The organism is Aliivibrio fischeri (assembly GCF_009727955.1).
GTDB classification, from domain to species: domain Bacteria; phylum Pseudomonadota; class Gammaproteobacteria; order Enterobacterales; family Vibrionaceae; genus Aliivibrio; species Aliivibrio fischeri_A.
The window spans coordinates 205179-225871 of sequence record NZ_WOBR01000010.1 but is presented as its reverse complement, the minus strand read 5'-3'; the positions used below and the strand labels follow the sequence as shown (position 1 = coordinate 225871).

The 20693-nt window shown below is 37.1% G+C and carries 17 protein-coding genes; 16 read left to right on the top strand and 1 reads right to left on the bottom strand.

The features are described from left to right. Positions 1 to 314 precede the first annotated feature (314 nt). From GNP81_RS14185 to GNP81_RS14165, 5 genes are all read left to right on the top strand, one after another. The gene (locus GNP81_RS14185; RefSeq protein ID WP_155672507.1) at positions 315 to 980 is read left to right on the top strand and encodes a response regulator transcription factor; all 666 of its coding nucleotides are present in this window, start codon (positions 315 to 317) and stop codon (positions 978 to 980) included. A gap of 144 nt (positions 981 to 1124) precedes the next feature. Further along, positions 1125 to 1631 (top strand): hypothetical protein, encoded by a 507-nt coding sequence (locus tag GNP81_RS14180; protein WP_155673845.1) that lies wholly within the window; start codon positions 1125 to 1127, stop codon positions 1629 to 1631. Positions 1632 to 1681: 50 nt separating this feature from the next. Next, on the top strand, positions 1682 to 2338 hold the full coding sequence (locus GNP81_RS14175; protein WP_155672505.1) for a fimbrial biogenesis chaperone: 657 nt from the start codon (positions 1682 to 1684) through the stop codon (positions 2336 to 2338). A gap of 34 nt (positions 2339 to 2372) precedes the next feature. Continuing rightward, positions 2373 to 4796: a fimbria/pilus outer membrane usher protein gene (locus GNP81_RS14170; RefSeq protein WP_155673844.1), complete on the top strand. Its 2424-nt coding sequence runs from the start codon at positions 2373 to 2375 to the stop codon at positions 4794 to 4796. Next, on the top strand, positions 4780 to 5682 hold the full coding sequence (locus GNP81_RS14165; protein ID WP_155673843.1) for a hypothetical protein: 903 nt from the start codon (positions 4780 to 4782) through the stop codon (positions 5680 to 5682). Before GNP81_RS14170 ends, GNP81_RS14165 begins: the two co-directional genes overlap by 17 nt. Before the next feature lie 123 nt (positions 5683 to 5805). Here GNP81_RS14165 and GNP81_RS14160 read toward each other — a convergent pair whose 3' ends face one another. Then, positions 5806 to 7653 (bottom strand): SUMF1/EgtB/PvdO family nonheme iron enzyme, encoded by a 1848-nt coding sequence (locus GNP81_RS14160; RefSeq protein WP_196587360.1) that lies wholly within the window; start codon positions 7651 to 7653, stop codon positions 5806 to 5808. A 458-nt stretch (positions 7654 to 8111) separates the two neighbouring features. Here GNP81_RS14160 and GNP81_RS14155 point away from each other — a divergent pair, with 458 nt between their 5' ends. The 11 genes from GNP81_RS14155 to GNP81_RS14100 all read left to right on the top strand — a co-directional run bounded on the left by GNP81_RS14155 (position 8112) and on the right by GNP81_RS14100 (position 20613). After that, positions 8112 to 8894, top strand: a complete 783-nt coding sequence (locus GNP81_RS14155) for a helix-turn-helix transcriptional regulator (RefSeq protein WP_155673842.1) — start codon at positions 8112 to 8114, stop codon at positions 8892 to 8894. A gap of 186 nt (positions 8895 to 9080) precedes the next feature. Beyond that, positions 9081 to 12230, top strand: coding sequence for a bifunctional proline dehydrogenase/L-glutamate gamma-semialdehyde dehydrogenase PutA (gene putA / locus GNP81_RS14150; protein WP_196587376.1), 3150 nt, complete (start codon positions 9081 to 9083; stop codon positions 12228 to 12230). A gap of 14 nt (positions 12231 to 12244) precedes the next feature. Beyond that, entirely contained in the window at positions 12245 to 12952 is a 708-nt protein-coding gene (locus tag GNP81_RS14145) for an aldehyde dehydrogenase family protein (RefSeq protein ID WP_155658608.1), read from the top strand. Positions 12953 to 13061: 109 nt separating this feature from the next. After that, on the top strand, positions 13062 to 14558 hold the full coding sequence (putP, locus tag GNP81_RS14140) for a sodium/proline symporter PutP (protein WP_155658609.1): 1497 nt from the start codon (positions 13062 to 13064) through the stop codon (positions 14556 to 14558). Between the two features lie 186 nt (positions 14559 to 14744). Further along, a complete protein-coding gene (locus GNP81_RS14135; protein ID WP_155658610.1) occupies positions 14745 to 15107 on the top strand; it encodes a glutaredoxin family protein in 363 nt (120 codons plus the stop codon). 712 nt (positions 15108 to 15819) lie between these two features. Further along, positions 15820 to 16725 (top strand): siderophore ABC transporter substrate-binding protein, encoded by a 906-nt coding sequence (locus GNP81_RS14125; protein WP_155658611.1) that lies wholly within the window; start codon positions 15820 to 15822, stop codon positions 16723 to 16725. A gap of 73 nt (positions 16726 to 16798) precedes the next feature. Then, positions 16799 to 17734 carry an iron chelate uptake ABC transporter permease subunit VctD gene (vctD, locus tag GNP81_RS14120; protein ID WP_155658612.1) on the top strand — a complete coding sequence of 312 codons (936 nt, stop codon included), beginning with the start codon at positions 16799 to 16801 and terminating at the stop codon, positions 17732 to 17734. Continuing rightward, a complete protein-coding gene (locus GNP81_RS14115) occupies positions 17727 to 18677 on the top strand; it encodes an iron chelate uptake ABC transporter family permease subunit (protein WP_155672498.1) in 951 nt (316 codons plus the stop codon). Before vctD ends, GNP81_RS14115 begins: the two co-directional genes overlap by 8 nt. Positions 18678 to 18685: 8 nt before the next feature. Beyond that, on the top strand, positions 18686 to 19447 hold the full coding sequence (gene vctC, locus GNP81_RS14110) for an iron chelate ABC transporter ATP-binding protein VctC (RefSeq protein WP_155658614.1): 762 nt from the start codon (positions 18686 to 18688) through the stop codon (positions 19445 to 19447). An 11-nt stretch (positions 19448 to 19458) separates the two neighbouring features. Beyond that, entirely contained in the window at positions 19459 to 20253 is a 795-nt protein-coding gene (locus GNP81_RS14105; protein ID WP_155673841.1) for a siderophore-interacting protein, read from the top strand. 102 nt (positions 20254 to 20355) lie between these two features. After that, the gene (locus GNP81_RS14100; protein ID WP_155672496.1) at positions 20356 to 20613 is read left to right on the top strand and encodes an HP1242/YdcH family protein; all 258 of its coding nucleotides are present in this window, start codon (positions 20356 to 20358) and stop codon (positions 20611 to 20613) included. Positions 20614 to 20693 lie beyond the last annotated feature (80 nt).

The following is a 20693-nucleotide window of genomic DNA, read 5'->3' as shown; positions in this document are numbered from 1 at the left end:
TAACTATTAAAATAGCGATTTACACGAACAAGAGATGTATCCCCAGAAGTTAAACATCAGGTTTGACCACATAGAATAGAAGCAGATATAAACCCCACCTTGTTTGCTTTAGCTGTATGTTTTAAGCAAACACGTCAAATTAATACATATTCGAAGAGCATCTCAAAAAATAGATTTAAATACTGTTTTATTAATAACTGTGATAACTGCATTAGAGTGATTCATTACTCTGTTATATGTTATTTGCACTGAATATATAAACTATTGCAGTGAGGGATCTTAATACTTTTAACCTATAGACAGTATGAGTTGAAATGAATAAATACAGCGAAATATATATTGTATCAACAAATAGTGAATGGGCCGATATTCTTATTGGAGGGTTATCTACGATCTTTGCTAGCCATAACTTTCAACACTTAACATCATTATCTAATTTGTGGAATATAAGGCCGAGAACGATCGTCATTTATGATAAAGAAAGCTTGGGTAATCCATCATTAAATTTAGTGTCTCCAGGTGAACGTGGTGGGGAGTGGGTTATTGTAAATGCAAAGCAATGTGATACAGAGAGCAGTGCTGGTTTTATTGCGTTGGGCTTTTCTGGCCTAATTGATAAAGCATATACGATAGAAATGCTACCCAAAGCGATAAGGACGGTTATTTCTGGGCAGTTATGGTTTAGTCGAGAGGCGATGTCATTATCGCTTAAACAAGCCACTCATATTGGTCATCAATCAAATCATTCGATTAATATATTAGCGGTAAAATATGCGCTTACGGTTAGAGAACAGCAGGTTTTTCTATGTTTATTACAAGGAAGTAGTAATAAGGAAATTGCAATGCAAATGAATGTCAGTCCAAGCACGATAAAATGTCATGTTTCGAGTATTTTATTAAAAACGGGAAAAAATGGGCGTAGGCAACTTTTCTCCTTACTTATTGATAATGAAAAGAAAGTAATAACACCAACAGTATAGGATGAGTTAGGCCAATAATCCCCCCTTTAAGTGATAACTCTAGACATATGGCCTATATCCTATTTCTCCTTTATCTCTATATTTATAGCGGTACAGTCAAGTTGATGTATATAAAAATAGTCAACTAAGGAAAGGAGAAGACTAATGAAAGGTTTAATTGGTGGAGTTGTATTAGCTTTACTATGTTCAACAGGTGCAACAGCATCTGATTGGGTTGTTGGTAGTGATGAAGGGCGTGCAGATTTTCATGTAAAATTTAAAGGTGAAGTACCTAAGCGCTGTGAAATGGTTGCAAACAAAAATTTAGAAACCATTACCTTTGATCTAGCGAAAGAATCGGATACGAAAAAGTTTGCATTTAAAGCGTGGTGTAACTCATATGGCAGTAAAGCAAATCTGCTTATTGACGGTTTCCAATTTAAAAATGGTAATGGGGATGTGATCCCTATGCAGTATAAGTTTAAAGGGGAAAAAGTCGTAAACGATGGTTCGACAAACGTTACTCGTATTTATAAAGAAATTGATATTAGTAATAGTATTGATAAATCAATGTCAGCAAAACATGTTTTAAAAATTAAATCGTTACCACAAGTTGGTGCGCGTCATGGTGAATATGCAGGTTCTATGTATGTAAGCTTATTCCACATGTAATGTTAACCAAAGTCGTTTTGGGGGATATCATATCCCCCATTGAGGTTCATATGAAAAAACAAATATATTTATTCCTATTAACTCTTATTTGTCCACTTCATCTTAGTGCATTTGAGCTTTTTCCGATGGTTAATTTTTTTAGTGACCATGGTAAAGCCAGTTCAGGTTTCTTTAAAATTACTAATGCCTCACTGCAACCTCTCCCTGTTGAAATTGAAGTAAGAAAAAGACAAGTATCTGGAGAAGAATCAGAAGTTTTGATTGATAGTACCGATATCTTTGTTTTCCCTCCTCAAGCTCTTATTGCTCCCGGTGCTTCACAGACAATAAAAGTACAATATATTGGTTCTCCAAAAGAAATTGCAGAATCTTATCGCCTTATTGTAAGCCAGTTGCCACTAAAGGATGAAATGGGTAGCGATAGTATTCAAATGCTGTTCCGAATTGGTGGGCTTGTTTTTGTTTCACCAAATAAAGCTAAAGAAACCGTAAAAAGTCAATTATCTACAAATGAAAATAACCAATCCGTTCTTATGATTGATAATGTAGGGAGCAGTATCGTAGACGTAAGTAAACAGACTTGGAATGTTAGTTTAGACAATAAAAAATACACATGGAAATGGTCTGATATTGAGCCTTTTATTTCTCTTCAATATTTAGTTCCAGGGCAAAGTGCCAGTTTGCTAGTGAGTGATTTGACTCATTAATTTAAGTCAATATGAAATGATAAGAAGATAAATAATGTGGCGATGGATTGTCCTATGTTGTATTTCGTTATGGATAACAGCACCTGCTTTTGCGGCATTTAATTTAACGCTACCGATTATTTATAGTGATAAAGAAATAGGAGAAGTACCTGTTGAAGTTGATGGCATGACATTAACAGGCATTGGAAAAGAAGATTTGAAAGCTTTACTTGGAGCGAGGATAAGCTCTGAGTGGTGGCATAATATAGAAAAGAAAAACACTTCCTTAAATGCTTATATTGAACCTAAATTATTGGCTGAAAATGGCTTAGGTATTGAGCTCGATCCTGAAAATTTAGTTATTTTGGTCACTGTGTCGTCTGAATTATTAGCAGAGCAAGACATAAATCTTTCAAATGGATACCCTTTATTTATTCCAACAGAAAGTGCAAATTTTGCTTGGCTTAATAGCATAAATACTCGTTATGACATGAGTTGGGATAAAAGCACTGAATCATGGTCAACATCTGTTGATTGGCTGTCTCAATTGAACATTGGTGGCGCAAAAGGGGTGAATGCACTTTTTGCTAATTATATTTATAGCGATCAAGAAGAAACTCGATTTCAGCGAGGTGAATGGAAAGCTTTTTATGATGAACCTAATATGCCTTTACGAATATCTGTTGGAGACATTAACAGTGGCGAGTCTGGACATATTACTAATATTGCATTGGGAGGGATTTCGATAGAAAGTCGTTATGCCGATTTGCAACCTAATAGAGATATTAGTCCTGAGAGTAGCCAACAATTAGTATTACTCGAATCAGCTGAAGTCGATGTTTATGTCAATGGTGAGCGCATCTCTGGCGGGAGATTAGAGCCAGGGAGATATAACCTGCAAAATCTAATGTTAGGAAATGGAGCGAATGATATTACGGTTGAGGTGAGTTATTTATCAGGAAGGCAAGAAACCCTCAAATTCACACAATTCTATAATAGTAAGTTATTAGAAGAAGGGTTGTTTGATTACGCTTTTTCGAGTGGTAAACCATTAAATTATAACGATGACGGGATTGATTATAGTGATGTTGTTGTAAGTGCTGGTTTCATTGAATATGGGGTTCTAAGTTGGTTAACTTTAGGGGTTAATGGACTGCACACAAGTGATGGGCAAGTTATTGGTGGGATTGCTACGCTGAGTTCTGATTTTGGTAATTTAACAGGGCGATTTTCTGTAAGTGATGGAGAACGACATAATAAAGGTAAAATAGCCTCACTGGATTACGAACATAGTGTCATTGGAAGAGGGGATAGCCAATCGCCAAATTTACGACTTGCTATTGAACATTCTAAACAATTTGTTAGTCAACCGTGGCTAGAAAGTGAATATGAAAATGAATATTTGCGATATTTAGGTAATTACTTTTGGCAGCTCACTTCTGAGTTTGATTTAACGTTATCAGGTAGACTCACCACATATCCAATAGCAGATAAAGAAATAACAGCAACGACATTGCTAAATTGGAGAAAAGGTAACTTAGCTGTTGGAGTCGGAGTGGAATACGAAGAGTCTGAACGTTACACAGAAGCTGATTCTAGAATGCTGTTTACGCTAGATTGGAGTTGGTATTCTAAAGATGATGATCATCGAATAGGTGTTTCTTATAACAGTGAAAATCAGCGTTCAAGAATATATTTTAATAACGAAGGACTTGAACGAGTTGGGGATACTGGTTATCGAATTGAAGCAGAAAAGGATGATTATCAAGTAAACCAAAAAGCGGTTGCAAGTTATACGGCAAATCGTTTTCGAGTTGAAAGTGAGGTATCAAGACATGAAATGCAAGCTACGGGATATGAAAACTATCAAGCATCACTTAGAGCTTCTACAGCAATAGGTATTGTTGATAATCAAATTGGTTGGGGACGAGTTCCGTCAGGGCCATTTGTGATTGCTTCTTTACATTCAACATTACCCAATAGCACAGCTGATTTAGATGTGACACAAGATGGTGTAGCAACTGCACAAGCGACGTCTTTAATTAATGGAATGTTTTCGTTATCTCAACCTTATGCAACTAATCATGTTGATTATAACGTTGCTGATGCTCCGATAGGGTATGACTGGGGGGAAGGACAAATATCATTTACACCAGGCATCGCGACTGGACACTTCATGCAAATTGGTTCAGATGCTTCTTATACCGCGAAAGGTGTATTGTTATTTAATAATGAAACCCCCTTGGATTATTACCAAGGGACAATAAAAAATGATCATAAAAGCGTTCGATTTTTTACCAATAAACAAGGTCGTTTTTTTGTTCAAGGACTAACGTCAGGAAAATACACACTGACTCCAGATGGTATGGATATGCCTGATGTACTTATTCAGATTATCAAGCAAGAGGCTAGTTTAGTTGATTTAGGTGTTATTTATATAACCTGTGAAGGGGGATGTAACAATGATAAACAAAAATAATATAAATTGGTTGTTGCGTAGTGCTTTTTATTTGTTGTTCATCGTAATGGGCTTTCCAGTCTATGCAAATGAATCCGATGAGTTATGTCAAGGTGAATGGAAAGTTACAATATCAACTACGCCGGTTGAACGATCTTTTAGGGACCGTGGTGGATTATGGTTTCCTGCTTATATTGAATTAAGTCATGCATTCCGACATTGTGCAAAGGCTATTGAAATAGAGCCATTAGGACGAAGTAGTGATCGAATCATCAAAGGACCACAGAATGACGTAATTTCCTCTTTATTTAATTCAGATAGACAACCTTTACTAAAAAATGGGAAAGGGAACTATCAATTGCCTATTTTAGGTAAAAATCGAGTGAAATTTTGGCTATATATAGCAAAAGGGAAGCAACTGTTGCCCGGCCTTTATAGCAGTGAAATGATGTTTTATTTAGGAGATACGGTAAGCGTTAAGTCAGAGAGAATTGCTTCTTTTAAGTACGTGGCAAAACCTTATGTTAATGCAAAAATTAATAGTTATAGCGGACGTTGGTTAAGTTATTCAGGGAGTACGATCCGATTAGATATGGGTAATTTAACAAAAAGTAATCACAGAACCATTGATTTCATGGTTCAAAGTAACACTAATGTGCGTGTAAAGCTGATTTCTGAAAATAGGGGAGATTTAGTGAATTTAGATTCATCTAATAAAAGGATCCCTTATTTTGTAACGGTTAATGGGCAGAAGCGTAAATTAAGTGCCCCGATAGAATATGAAGTACGATCTTTTTCTAAAGATAAGGGAGAGGTATTACGTATTCACATTGAAAATCAGGCATCACCGAATACAATGGCTGGAATTTACCAAGACATGATGACTGTGAGTTTATTTGCGCAGTAAACATCAATATACATACAATTATCTATGAGAAGATTTATTCTAAGTTAATACGATTTATTTGTTAATAAAAAAGCCGCTGAACATGATTATTCAGCGGCTTTTTTGTTTATGGATAGAGTAAAATTATAACTCGCGAACCACTCGGAAACCTGTGTAGTTAGCACTGGTTGATGGGTTCAGTTCTAATGATTCATAAGCTTTTGCTTTTGTCGGTGCAAAGCTCCATGCGCCACCACGAACGATACCTGATTTCGCATTTGTCCATTCCCATACGTTACCTGCCGTATCGTAAACACCATAAGGGTTTGCGCCAAAGCTGCCTACAGGAGATGTTGACTTGTTAGCCCACGTTGAGCCGCCCCAACCTGTGTTTGCATTACCTGAACCAATATCGTCACCCCACCAGTATGCATCTTTGCTGCCCGCACGAGCTGCAATTTCCCATTGCGCTTCTGTTGGAAGTGCGTACTTGAAGCCAGTTTGTTTTGTTAACCACTGAGCGTAAGTTTCAGCATCATTTTTAGAAATACAAACTGCAGGTGCATTTTTAGATTGTTCAAAACCTGGTTTACGCCAGTTTTGGTTTTGGTGACGTTTAGTTTCGCCGCCATTGATAGCATTACAACCTGCGCCTTTTTCTGCTTCAGTGATGTAACCTGTGCTAGCAACAAATGCATTAAATTGATTTACAGTAACTGGTGTTGCGCCAATAGAGTAAGCTTTAGAAATCGTTACATTTTTAGCTGCGTTTTTCCCAATGTGGAAATTGCCTGAGCCAATAACTACCATTTGAGGAGCTAATTGATTGTTACCTAATCGGTCAGAGAATTTTTTACCTGGTTTTGGACGGTTTTCTTGTTCTTTAAGATCAGCCCATACTGTAATGTCTTTAGTTAATGACATCTGGCGGCGGTAAGGTTCGAAACCTGATTTCTCAACAGTGATCTGATGTTGGCCAGCTGGAAGCATAACGTCTACTGGTGTACTACCATAATTAACACCATTAACCGTTACGTTATCTTCATGGCGGTTTGAACGGATAGTAACACCTACCCATTTCTTCTCTTTCTTGATTTTATCGTTTAATGATGAAGAGTTTGACTGTTCAATACAGTAACGGTTTTCAAGTCCAAGAAGTTGACAAGCAGCAGTAGAGTTAGGACGAGCACGTAAAGAAGCTTGAAGCTTAGTTGTGTAACGGTTACTACCATTGAAACCACTATCAATAATAGCGCTATCTAATACGTGAATATTTAACGATACGCTATCAACATGCTGTTTTACGATATCCGTTTCAGTAAAGCCATTGATCAGTTGTTGTTGGAAGTTATTTACCGCTTTTTGCATGCTCAATGTTTTACCTTGGTTAGCACATGCTTCAAGGGTCATCGACATTTTACATGTAATGGTATGAATAACATCTAAGCTGTCTTGTGCTGCTAATTCTTCTTGTAAACGAAGTACACGAGCTTCTTGACGTGATTCTCCAAGAATTTCTAGTTCATCTAATGCACGTTGTTTTTTAGCATTATTGCTTTTTAGAACTCGAGTTTGTTCTTGGATATCTTGTTGAATAGCAAGTTTAGCAATCTGATTTTCTTTTACTTCTTTCCAAGAATCTTGGTATTGTTTTTGGAAAGGAGTGATATCAAGATCAGGATCATCAATCATGCGGTTGTATTGCTCATCTAAGTTACGCTGAGCTAACTTACGTTTCGCATCTAATTGATCTGCTTTTTTGTCTAAAGAATCACTTTGATTACGTAAATCACGTAGTCGACTTTGATCATTTCTAACCGTCCCTTCAAGTTGCTTAACTTCACTGCGTTTATGATCAAGTTTTGCATCAATAGAGGCAACCGAATCAGCAGCAGGGGCTGTTATTTGTGTTTCAGTATTTGCAAGCGCAATTGGCGTAAAGAGCGCTGGTGACAAGATTAGAGCTAGTGCGGGTAGTCCTTTACGATTCATAATTCTTCTGCTTTTAATATTAGACATAATAAATTTCGTTCACGTATTCTGATACTGATCTACATATTTCACTTTTTATGAAGCAAATGACCTATGCAGATGAGTATCGTTATTCATAGATTTAACATTAACTAATAAGCAAAATTTATACCAAAATAATATGTAATTGAGCTAGGAAAATTGAATTACCTTGATCATCGTTTCAATAGACTGAAAGCATGATCAAGTTAATTAATGAGACTACAGAGTCTTAAGTTTAATAAGTTCCTCTAACTTATTGTATATAATTAGTTTTGTTTGTTTGGCATCTTCCAATGTCAGTATTTTATTAATAGGAAGTACATTGTCAGTAAGATACATCATCATGATCATGCTTTCATTGATAGAGGAGTTATAGATTGTTTTTATGATCTTGGTTAAACTGCACTTAAGTTAGATTGGATGAACTGAATGGATTTATGATGGAAATTGACTGGATTTCACCAACTCAAATCATAATGTTGCCGCAAGAAAGGGAATTACACTCTCATGACTATCATCAATTAGTGATAGGACTAAAAGGTCAAGCTGAGTTCGAAATAAATAATAAAATAAATGTTATTTATGCAGGGAAAGTCGCCATAATTCCGGCAGCTCAAGAGCATGCCTTTTTAAGCCTGTACCAATCTGAAATATTAGTCCTTAATTTTCCTCAAGTTTTTACTGATGATGAGTTAGCCTCAAGAGTTAAAAAATTGTTTTATAAAGTGGGTTATTATCAGCTTGATAGTCAGATTCAACACCTAATTCAATTATTAGTGTGTGAAATCCAATCAAACATTGGTGATCATTTACTAAGTAGATCATGTAGTAACACGATAATTTCCCTATTAGAGCGTCATTTAATTGATGAAAATTCAACAAAAAAAATAAAACGTTTGAATCCAGATGTGATCGACAATTTTATAACACTACATCTCGGAACTAAGATCACAATTGCACAGTTAGCAAGCACTGTTTTTTTAGGTGAGAGTCAATTTTATGCCATTTTTAAGCAAGAGTTTGGTTTAACTCCTTATCAATATATTGTCACAAAGCGTATCGAGTACTCCAAGAAATTATTAAGAGAAAGCACTCTCACTGTTGGTGAAATTGCACAACAAGCCGGTTTTGCTAATCAAAGTGCTTTTAGTCATGCCTTCATGAAAAAAGTGGGAGAATCCCCAACTCAATATCGTAATATGAACTTTATTCGTAATTAAAAATTACTGCTTTTGTTCTCATTTTGTAACTGGGTGGATGATTTAGCAATTAAATCGGAGGTTTTGACAAGTATTTTGGCCAAATAGAAAATAGAATCTTTCGCAATAAACTCTAATAATAATTAGCTTAACTATAAGGTTTAGTTTTTATAGTTGAACATGTCAGATAAACAAGAGGAAACAGGTATGTTTCAAGCGAAAGAAGTATTGTCCTCATCTATAATTGAGCAACCGTTAGAATCATTATGGTCTGCTATTTCCCCTCTCTACATGGTTGATGAAGCCAAATGGTTGCAGCAGCTTCTGCCATTAGCTAAACCGACAGAACGTGAAGCCGTCATGATGGAAAAGCATGCGGCAGTGTTGATACAACGTGTTCGTGACGATAAAAAAGCCGTACAAATGATAGATGCCCTTTTACTAGAGTACAGCTTAGATACGAAAGAAGGCATATTATTAATGTGCCTTGCCGAAGCGTTAATGCGTATTCCTGATACAGAGACTGCGGATGCATTAATTCGAGATAAATTGAGTGTTGCAGATTGGAAGTCTCATTTAAAAAACTCAGATTCGACCTTTGTTAATGCTTCTACATGGGGACTTCTTTTAACGGGCAAAGTTGTTTCTATGGATGTCAAAGCGGATGGTTCGCCTTCTAATGCATTGAGTCGACTCGTTAATAAATTTTCAGAGCCAGTGATCCGCCAAGCGATGAATCAAGCAATGAAAATAATGGGGCATCAATTCGTACTTGGACGAACCATAGAAGAAGCTCAGAAAAAAGGTTTGTCGATGCGAGAAAAAGGGTATACCTATTCTTTCGACATGCTAGGTGAAGCGGCATTAACCCAAACGGATGCTCATAAGTATTTTAAAGATTATATAATGGCCATTGAAAGTGTTGGTCGTGCTGCAAGTATTGCCAATTCTCCTGAACCAACGGTTTCGATTAAATTGTCTGCTTTACATCCTCGTTATGAAGTTGCAAATAAAGAACGAGTCATGAGTGAGATGTACCAATCTGTGCTGCAATTATTAGAGCGTGCACGAGAATTGGATGTGGGTATTACTATCGATGCTGAAGAAATGGATCGTTTAGAGTTATCTCTTGAATTATTTGAAAAACTCTATCGTAGCGAAATAGTACGAGGATGGGGAAAGTTTGGCTTAGTGGTTCAGGCTTATTCAAAGCGAGCATTACCTGTTTTGGTCTGGTTAACTGCTTTGGCAAAAGAGCAGGGAGATACCATTCCATTACGGCTAGTTAAAGGAGCGTATTGGGATACCGAATTAAAATTGTCACAACAGTTTGGTTTTGCTCGTTACCCTGTTTTTACTCGTAAAGAAGCCACGGATGTATCTTATTTAGCTTGTGCTCGGTATTTATTAAGTGAGCATGTAAAGGGCAATATATTTCCACAGTTTGCTAGTCATAATGCACATACGGTTGCCGCAATTGCATCTATGGCAACCCATGATGAATTCGAATTTCAACGACTGCACGGTATGGGTGATGCACTTTATGAACATGCTATGGATATGTTTAATCGCAGTGTTCGTATTTATGCACCTGTAGGCAGTCATAAAGATTTACTACCATATCTTGTAAGACGTTTATTAGAGAATGGGGCGAACAGTTCATTTGTTCATCGATTGGTTGATGCGAATTGCCCAATTGAAAGTTTAACGGTTCATCCTGTTGATTCTTTATTAGCGTGCCCATCATTAGAGAATCAATTAATTCCACTACCGCCATATATTTTCTCTGATCGTAAAAATTCATATAGCATAAATTTAGATGTTGAAAGTGAAGCTCACCCATTTGAACGTCAAGTAGAAGAACAAATGAAAACGTATTGGCAGGGTGGTCCAATCGTGAATAACATCAGAGATTACGAAAGCATGATCAAGGAACATGGTTCTGCGCTTCATGTGATTAGTTCTCCTTATGATCGTGGAAATGATGTTGGTTCATTGGTCTGGAGTTCACAAGAACAAGTATCCAATGCGTTAGATATTGCTCATGATTACTTTCCTATTTGGCAGCAAACGCCAGTGGCAGAGCGAGCAGATTATCTTGAAGCTTTAGCGGATAAGTTAGAAATGAACATGCCTGAACTTGTCGCTTTATGTCATAAAGAAGCAGGAAAAACGATTCATGATAGTATCGATGAAGTGCGTGAAGCGGTGGATTTTTGTCGTTACTACGCAGTTCAAGCTAAATTGAATTTTACAACAACAGAAACTATCGTAGGCTTTGATGACATTTCTCGTCAAATTGAACGCCAAGGCCGAGGTGTTTTTGTTTGTATTAGTCCTTGGAATTTCCCTCTTGCTATTTTCTTAGGTCAAGTAACTGCTGCATTAGTCGCTGGTAATACGGTTATAGCTAAACCTGCAGAACAAACGTCATTAATCGCAGTTCGAGCTATTGAATTGTTATTAGAGACGGGAATAGCTCCGCAAGCGGTACATTTATTACCGGGGGATGGAAAAAACGTTGGTGCTCCACTTACCTCTGATCACCGTGTTGCTGGCGTTGCTTTCACCGGTTCAACTGAAACAGCACAACTTATCAATCGCACCTTAGCGAACCGTTCAATTGAGGGCGAAGGGGTTTCTCCTGTCCCTTTTATTGCTGAAACGGGTGGCCAAAATGCCATGATAGTCGACAGTACCGCATTACCTGAACAAGTGGTGCGTGATGTAATGCGCTCAGCATTTGCTTCTGCCGGTCAGCGTTGTTCTGCTTTACGAGTGTTGTTTGTTCAGCAAGATATTGCCGATAGAATTATCAATCTTATTAAAGGGGCAATGGCCGAGTTAAGTGTAGGGTTGCCTGAGTTGCACAGTACTGATGTTGGGCCGGTTATTGATGTGCGTGCGAAAGATAAACTGATGGCACACATTGAGAGAATGACAAAAGAAGGGGTATTGGTTGCACAAGCCGATCTGCCTAATTGGTCTGAAAAGGGAGATTTTGTTCCACCAAGTGCGTTTGAAATTGAGTCCATTAAACAATTAGAAAATGAACAGTTTGGTCCGATTCTTCATATTGTTCGTTTTAAGGCCAGTGATATAGATAAAGTAATTTCTGAGATTAATTCGACTGGATTTGGATTAACCATGGGGATCCATAGCCGGAATGAAGTGACATACACACGAATAGAGAAAAACATTAAAGTTGGTAACTGCTATATCAATCGTGATCAAGTTGGTGCCGTCGTTGGTGTTCAGCCATTTGGTGGACAAGGGTTATCAGGGACTGGACCTAAAGCGGGTGGACCGCGTTATTTAATTCGTTATACAAAAGCAAATACAACGACTTCAAAATGAGAAAGGAGAACTCCATGACTAAAATGACACAAATCATTGATTCAGTGCTTTCTCAAGGATTGGTTGAGTGGCAATCTGAATCTGCATCACTTCGAATTGAAAAATTGCTTACTTGGGCAAATCAGCTGGCTGAGAATCCACATTTTGGTGTACTTGCAGCTAAAATGGTTCGTTATCAATGTCAGCGAGCACAACATCTTATTACCGAAATTGAGTTAATGCCTGGGCCTACAGGTGAAAGCAATGAACTCTATACCGCTCCAAGAGGTGTTTTTTACATCACATCGAGTAAAAATTCATCGGTTGTTGCATTAATTGGTCAAATAACTGCTGCATTAGTAGCCGGAAACGCTATTATTGTCGCCCTTTCGAGTGAAGACTCTGAAGTGGCCTCTATCATTGTTAATAGTTTACATGAAGTGCATGTACCTGAATTTACTGTTCAGCAAGTTGATAGAGAGACGGTAGACATAAATAATGATCGATTAGCTGGTGTTTGTTTTGTTGGAGATGTTCAAAAAGAAATTGAATTGAATCAACAATTAGCACAAAGAGAAGGGTTATTAGCGCAATTGATCGCAGAAACGGATCAAGAAAGCTTAACAACCATTACTGACCCTCATTTTGTTCTACGCTTTATTACAGAGCGCACTCGAACAATTAATGTCACAGCGGTAGGTGGTAACGCTACACTGCTGGAACTTGGAGGTGGTAACCACTGATATTCAATAGGATGAATATTACACCGTCATTTTTGCACCATAACTATAGAGCAAAGCTCAACATAGCAAGAATGACGTTAATTACTGCCAATAACACAAAGGAAATAAAATGATTGAAAATAACTTCGCCATTACAGGCACATTTATCGCTTACTTGATAATGATGTTAGCGATTGGGGTATATGCATATAAGCGAACGAGTAGCTCATCAGATTACTTTTTAGGGGGAAGAACACTAGGTCCATGGCCTGCGGCATTGTCAGCTGGTGCGTCAGATATGAGTGGTTGGTTACTGCTTGGTCTACCTGGTTACGCCTATGCTGCTGGTTTAGAGTCATTGTGGCTTGCTGGTGGTTTGCTTGTCGGAACATGGCTAAACTGGTTAATTTGTGCAAAACGTTTAAGAACGTATAGCATGACAACGGATGATTCATTAACTCTTCCTGAGTTTTTGTCCCGTCGTTTTAATGATAAATCGAAACTCATTCAAACTATTTCAGCTCTATTCATTTTGCTTTTCTTCCTTTTCTATACGAGTTCTGGTTTGGTTGCTGGTGGTAAGTTATTTGAGACTGTATTTGGTTTAGATTATAAAATTGCTGTGGTAATTGGAACATTATGTGTCGTCTCATATACCTTATTCGGTGGATTTTTAGCAGTAGCATGGACGGATCTTGTTCAAGGTCTTTTGATGTCTGCTGCACTGATGATTGTACCTATTGCAGCTATGCAAGGTGGTTTTGGGCAATTGAGTTCAGATCTTGTTGCAATTAACCCTGAGTTAATGACTTTATGGACAGGAATGGATGGTAAACCACTAAGTGCGATTGCCATTATTTCATTAGTTGCATGGGGTCTTGGTTATTTTGGACAGCCACATATTTTGGCTCGTTTCCAAGCTTCTCGTACAAATAAAGATTTAACCACAGCTCGCCGTATTGCGGTTGTATGGACCGCTTTATCTATGTTTGGCGCCGTACTTGTTGGTCTTGTTGGCTTACTTTATGTCACAAGCTCAATGCCAGGTGAAGTGATCGATGGTGAAAAAGTATTTATGTTGTTAGTAAATGCGATTTTCCATCCAGTGGTTGCTGGTATTCTCTTAGCTGCTATTTTGGCGGCAATCATGAGTACGGCGGATTCACAATTACTTGTTTCTTCTTCTGCGCTATCTGAAGATCTATACAAACAATTAGTGAAGAAAGACGCAACAAGCAAAGAGATCGTAAATGTGGGTCGTTTCGCTGTTGTTGCTTTGTCTGTTATCGCTTTATTATTGGCAATGAATCCTGATAGTTCTGTTCTTGGTCTTGTATCTTATGCATGGGCAGGTTTTGGTGCTGCATTTGGCCCTGCGATTGTACTTAGCCTCTATTGGAAAGGAATGAATCGTAATGGCGCTCTCGCTGGTATTATTGTTGGTGGGGTAACGATTGTTGTTTGGAAGCAATTAACTGGCGGTTTATTTGATGTCTATGAGATTGTTCCTGGAATTATCTTTGCAACGATTGCAATTATTGCCGTTAGTAAGTTAACAGGTAAGCCTGAAGATAAAGTACTAAAACAGCATGAAGAGTTTGAACGTAACCTTGTTGAGTTTGAATAAATTCTAGCCTTTTAACAACGATAAACTTAAAGCCTCATAAGATGATTTCTTTTGAGGCTTTTTTTTATATAAATAAAGCTGTTACAATCCAGTAACTTTAAAACAATAATTATTATAATTTCGCATTAGTTAACATGTATTTGCTCAACGTTGTTATCTACTAGTGCATTATTTAGGAGAGTAAACATGAAAGCTATTCGTTTCGTGCTTGGTAAAGTTATTTTAGGTTTGGATTGTGTCTTTTCCCCATCAGGAGTTAAGCGAGATCCTGTTAAACAAGCTGAAATTGATGCAGAAACAGTAAACTATTCTTTGTACCAATTTGAAGCGTGTCCTTTTTGTGTGAAAGTGCGTCGAACGATTAAACGTCAATCACTGAATATTGAATTGCGAGATGCAAAAAATAATGAAGAGCACAGAGCCGCTTTGTTAGCGGGAGGTGGAAGAATAAAAGTACCGTGCTTACGCATTGATAATGAAAATGGTGAAACACAGTGGATGTATGAGTCTGCCGATATTATGTCATTCCTAGAAAGTAAATATCCTTAAATACCAATAACTTGCATTAACACTAAAGTGGTAGATTAAAGGCGTTTGTATTAATACAACGCCATTTTTATGTGTTAAATATGTAAAATATCAATGATAAAGGTCTCATTTTTGATTATTTATACTTCTATAATTTGTCAGTAATTTTACTTTGTGAGACTTAAGTCACAAAAAAGCTTGATTTAAGTTATCATTGGGTTAAACTGTGTTTTGTGACTTGAGCACAATAAATAAAAACACATTAGGCTAGTTATTATTATGGAAAAAATGAGTATGACTCATAAATGGTCAATTAAAAATTGTCCCAAGGATATAGAGAGCCAAGTTTTATCTGTTATTGGATTAATCGATAAGAAAGGTTCAGCTTCAGACATGGATCTCTGCAAGATCTTTGGTGAAGTGTTATGGAGTGACGGGAAATATTTTAACTCGCACGCGTTTCGTTTCTTGTTTGATCATGAGACTCTTTCATGTGAAGTAACGAAGAGACACTTGCACTAAAGAAAACCAGCTATGTATTTTTAAGGCCATTATCATTCCCCCTATAATGGCCTTTTTTCTTGTCTATAAAACCGCAATTATCCCAATTCTCTTCTAATAGCCTTATATTTTTTACGCCTTTACAATCTTTACTTTTTTATTCTGGTTAATAATAACCATTTTCATTATAGTGAATCGAAATACGAATAGTTATCACTTGAGTGTAAAGAATATGAAAAAAAGTATCGCTACAATGTTATTTGGTTTATTAGTTTCTGCATCAAGTTATGCTGAAACGATTACCGTTTCTCATCAATTAGGCAAAACGACACTTGAGACAAAACCTCAACGTGTTGTTGTTATTGGTACTGGAACGTTAGATGCGATTGATTATTTTGGTATTAAACCAGTAGCGGTAACTCAGGCAACGACAATGCCTTCTTACTTACTAAAGTATAAAACGAAAGAATATGCTTCTTCTGGTAGCTTAAGTGAGCCTGATTTTGAAACTATTTACATGCAAAAGCCGGATGTGATCATTATTGGTTCACGAGCGGTGAAAGCGTATAAAGATCTGTCTGAAATCGCACCAACAATCGTATTTGCCGCTGACTCTACGAGCTATTGGAAAAGTACACAACAACAATGGCGTATGCTAGGTAATATTTTTGAAATTCAAGATAAAGTTGAAGCGAAAATCGCTAGCGTAGATGCTGAATTTAAAGCTATTGCTGAACACAATAAAGCAAATAATGTTGCTGCATTAACGGTTATGAGTGCTGGTGGTAATATCACAACCTTCGGAGCTCAATCGCGTTTTTCTTCTATTTATAAAGACTTTGGATTTAAAGAGGCGGTAGAGGGTATTAAAGAATCTCGCCATGGTGATTTGGTGTCGTATGAATTTATCCGTGATGTAAACCCATCAAACCTACTAATTATTGATAAAGATAAATTGATCAATAAAGATAAAAGTCGTACACGTGAAGAGTTTGCTAACCCATTAGTAAAAGCAACTGATGCATATAAGAACGGTAGTTTAACTTACCTAGACATTAATGCATGGTATTTAGCGATTTCTGGTGTTACAGCAACCGATCAAATGATTGCTGATGTAAAACAATCTATTCATCTTTAAATTTACTTCTAATTCTACTGTAAAGCGTGTTGTTTCATTGAAATAGCACGCTTTGTGCAGGCTGAGGTTAGCTTTGAAAAAGTTATTGCTTGTTCTTATTGTATTGAGTTTTGCTTCGGTATTTATTGGCGTTGCTGATTTACCGCTGTCGGCTATATTCCGCGGTGATACGGAAGCTTTAGAACTTCTTATGGTAAGTCGTTTACCACGTTTATTAGCGATTTTATTATCTGGTGCAGGTTTGAGTATTGCCGGTTTAATCATGCAACAGATAAGTCAAAACCGATTTGCAGCACCATCAACTTCTGGCACCATCGAATGTGCTATGTTGGGCTATGTATTGAGTTTAGTTCTCTTTGGGCATGGTGATAATTTACTGCTTATTTTTGCAATGGCAATTGGTGGCACGCTTCTTTTCATTCAGTTTATTCATCGTATTCAATTCAAAAATGCCATTTATGTACCGCTCATCGGTATTATTTTTGGTAACGTTGTTTCTTCTGCTGCAACATTTGTTGCCTATAAATACGATGCAGTACAAAACCTTTCTGCGTGGACAGTGGCAAACTTCGCCAACATTCTTCAAGGTAATTACGAACTTCTGTATATCGCAATCCCTATCTCAGTGATCAGCTATTGGTATGCAACACGTTTATCTGCGGTTGGCATGGGTAAAGACTTTGCAACTAATATTGGCTTGAATTACAAGCAAATTCTATTTCTTGGCATTATTTTAGTTTCTGTTATGTCGGCAACAGTAGTAATGATTGTTGGCCAATTGCCTTTCCTTGGTCTCATTGTTCCTAACTTAGTGGCACAATTTTATGGTGATAATTTGCGTAGAAATATTCCATTAACAGCTATTGTTGGTGCGATATTAATTCTTGCGTGCGATGTTGTGGGACGTGTGATCATTTTCCCTTATGAAATTCCTATTTCTATGATCATCAGTATTCTTGGTGGAGTGGTGTTTATTTTCTTTATCGTAAAAGGTAAGCAAAATGTCTGATTCAATTAAATTAACGGCATTGGCTTTCATTACCGTGTTATTCACCTTTTTGTTTATTGGTATTGGGCTTGATGCCTCAAATTATGAATACTTTTTGTCACGTCGTGTACCTAAAGTATTAGCGATGATTTTAGCCAGTATTGCCATTGCTCAATCGTCTTTGGTTTTTCAAACCATTACGCATAATCGTATTTTAACACCAAGTATCATGGGCTTTGATGCCTTGTATTTACTTACTCAAGTATTGGTTGTTGTTATTTTTGGTAGCTTTAGTGTTTTCATATTAAATCCATTTTTAAACTTTGCGATGTCAGTAGTGATAATGGTCGGGTTTTCTTTATTGTTATTTGGATTTTATTTCAAGAAAAATAACAGTAACGTAATTACTTTATTATTGCTTGGGGTGATTTTCGGACAGCTATTTTCTAATATTTCTTCTTTCTTCACGATGTTAGTCGATCCAAATGATTTTGCTTCGATTCAATCGAGTATGTTTGCAAGTTTTAATAACATTAATAAAGATCTCGTTTACTTTTGTGTAATTCCATTACTTCTTATTAGTACGATTCTTTTTAGAATGTCGAATATTCTTGATGTGTTCTGGTTAGATAATGATAACGCGACCAGTTTGGGTGTTGATGTTAGCAAAGTGACAAAACAAGTACTTATCTTAGTTGCAATTTTAATTTCGGTTTCAACGGCATTAGTTGGTCCTGTCATGTTCTTTGGTTTATTAGTAGCTAATTTAGCGAAAGAGTTTTTTCATACCTATCGTCATCGTACTTTGTTGTTGGGAAGCAGTTTAATGGCAATGTCGATGTTGCTTTCAGGCCAATGGGTTATCGAAAACATATTTAAGTTTGAAACGACATTAAGCGTAGTAATTAATTTTATCGGTGGTTTGTACTTCTTATCACTGTTAGTTAGACAAAAAATTCAATAGAGAAACGTATGATTTCATTATCTCAACTATCTAAATCATTTGGTCAGCAAAAAGTAGTAGACCAAGCTTCCGCTTCTTTTGTTAAAGGCGAAGTTACGTCGATCATTGGTCCTAATGGAGCAGGTAAAAGTACCGTGTTATCCATGGCAAGTCGTTTATTAGTAAAAGACAGCGGTAGTGTACTCATCGAAAACCAAGAAGTGGTGGATTGGGACACTAAAGCACTCGCAAAAAAATTAGCGGTACTTCGACAATCTAATAATTTAAATATGCGTTTTACGGTTCGTGAACTTGTTGCCTTTGGTCGTTTTCCATATAGCCAAGGAAAACTCACAAAGCACGATAATGAAGTGATGGATAAAGCGATTCGCTATTTAGATCTTGAACCTATTCAGAATAAATATTTAGACCAATTAAGTGGCGGTCAACGTCAATTGGCATTTATCGCTATGGTTGTTGCCCAAGATACGGATTATGTATTTTTAGATGAACCGCTAAATAACTTAGATATTAAACATTCATTGCAAATCATGAAAAACATTAAGACGTTGGCTCATGAACTAGGTAAAGCCGTTGTTATTGTTATTCACGATATTAATTTTGCATCATGCTATTCAGACAATATAGTGGCACTTAAAAAAGGCAAAGTGGTCGCAAATGGTACCGTTGCTGAAGTGATCAGAAAAGAGGTGTTGTCTGAAATATATGAAACCGAGTTTGATATCCATGAAGTGAATGGACAACGTATTTGTATGTATTACGGACAATAAAGGATTAAGTTATGAGTAACAAACCCTCACCACGTGTACTGACTGTCTTAAAGAGTGCGCAATTTACTTCTAATATGCAGCGCATTACGTTTAAAGCTGAAGATCTATCTGATTTTAATATGGAAAGTGAAGGCGGTTACATCAAGCTGCTGTTTAACGAAAATGGCGGAACCGATCTTTCTGGAATTCCTGACGGGACTCGTCCTATGATGCGTACTTATACCGTGCGTAATTTGAGGAAAGAGCAAAATGAGCTAGATGTGGACTTTGTTCGCCATCACCATGCGAATAAGATCATGACAGCTGAAACTGGAGGCTTTGCTTCTGCTTGGGCTCAAAATGCCGTTAGTGGTGATACGATCTCAATTGCTGGCCCAGGAAGTATCAAAGGATTAAATGCAGAAGCAGATTGGTTCTTTTTAGTTGCTGATATGACAGCGTTACCTGCATTGTCTGCAAAACTTGAAGCTTTGCCTGCAACGGCAATAGGTTATGCGGTTATTGAAATTAACCATCCATCAGATAAGCAAGATCTAGCGAAACCACAAGGTATTGAGCTTGTATGGGTCATTAAATCTGATGAGAAAGGATTAACAGATACGGTTCGCTTACAAGAGTGGAAAGCCGGTCGAGTTGCTGTATGGAGTGCGTGTGAATTTAACAACATGAGAGCGCTTCGTACGTATTTCCGTAATGAAAAGGAAGTCGATAAAGACGAACTTTATATTAGCAGCTACTGGAAAGAGGGCTGTACAGAAGATGGACATAAAGTGGCGAAGCACGAAGACCAACTTGCAGAAGGTTAGTATCTGCTAGAAGATTCGCGATTAACTTTGAGTGATGCGGCACATTTCTTTTGATGGATTGCTCCTATACTGATAGGTAATCTGATAGAAAAGGAAGTGCCAATGCTAAATGAAAACCACGCTTTTATCTTAGATTTTCCAGAGCTTAAATTGGATATTGTTCAGCTTAATCATGATGATCCTAAATTTAAAGCTGCTCTCCAACAGTATCATCAACTTGATTATGACATTCGACAATTAGAGATATCAGGTAGCCCAATTGGCGATGATAGTATGCATGCATTAAAGCGCCAGCGTATGGAACTAAAAGATGTATTACATAAGCAGTTAATTGAACATCATGAGCAAGTAACGCATTAGTTTATTGAGCGTTTTTAATCATATCTAATCCTCATCATTTTTGATGGGGATTTTTTTTATTAAAATGTCGTCTTTTCTAA

Coding starts and splice junctions, on each gene's coding strand:
- GNP81_RS14185 (WP_155672507.1), top strand. CDS start 315: ATGAATAAATACAGCGAAATATATATTGTATCAACAAATAGTGAATGG.
- GNP81_RS14180 (WP_155673845.1), top strand. CDS start 1,125: ATGAAAGGTTTAATTGGTGGAGTTGTATTAGCTTTACTATGTTCAACA.
- GNP81_RS14175 (WP_155672505.1), top strand. CDS start 1,682: ATGAAAAAACAAATATATTTATTCCTATTAACTCTTATTTGTCCACTT.
- GNP81_RS14170 (WP_155673844.1), top strand. CDS start 2,373: ATGTGGCGATGGATTGTCCTATGTTGTATTTCGTTATGGATAACAGCA.
- GNP81_RS14165 (WP_155673843.1), top strand. CDS start 4,780: ATGATAAACAAAAATAATATAAATTGGTTGTTGCGTAGTGCTTTTTAT.
- GNP81_RS14160 (WP_196587360.1), bottom strand. CDS start 7,653: ATGAATCGTAAAGGACTACCCGCACTAGCTCTAATCTTGTCACCAGCG.
- GNP81_RS14155 (WP_155673842.1), top strand. CDS start 8,112: ATGATGGAAATTGACTGGATTTCACCAACTCAAATCATAATGTTGCCG.
- putA (WP_196587376.1), top strand. CDS start 9,081: ATGTTTCAAGCGAAAGAAGTATTGTCCTCATCTATAATTGAGCAACCG.
- GNP81_RS14145 (WP_155658608.1), top strand. CDS start 12,245: ATGACTAAAATGACACAAATCATTGATTCAGTGCTTTCTCAAGGATTG.
- putP (WP_155658609.1), top strand. CDS start 13,062: ATGATTGAAAATAACTTCGCCATTACAGGCACATTTATCGCTTACTTG.
- GNP81_RS14135 (WP_155658610.1), top strand. CDS start 14,745: ATGAAAGCTATTCGTTTCGTGCTTGGTAAAGTTATTTTAGGTTTGGAT.
- GNP81_RS14125 (WP_155658611.1), top strand. CDS start 15,820: ATGAAAAAAAGTATCGCTACAATGTTATTTGGTTTATTAGTTTCTGCA.
- GNP81_RS14115 (WP_155672498.1), top strand. CDS start 17,727: ATGTCTGATTCAATTAAATTAACGGCATTGGCTTTCATTACCGTGTTA.
- vctC (WP_155658614.1), top strand. CDS start 18,686: ATGATTTCATTATCTCAACTATCTAAATCATTTGGTCAGCAAAAAGTA.
- GNP81_RS14105 (WP_155673841.1), top strand. CDS start 19,459: ATGAGTAACAAACCCTCACCACGTGTACTGACTGTCTTAAAGAGTGCG.
- GNP81_RS14100 (WP_155672496.1), top strand. CDS start 20,356: ATGCTAAATGAAAACCACGCTTTTATCTTAGATTTTCCAGAGCTTAAA.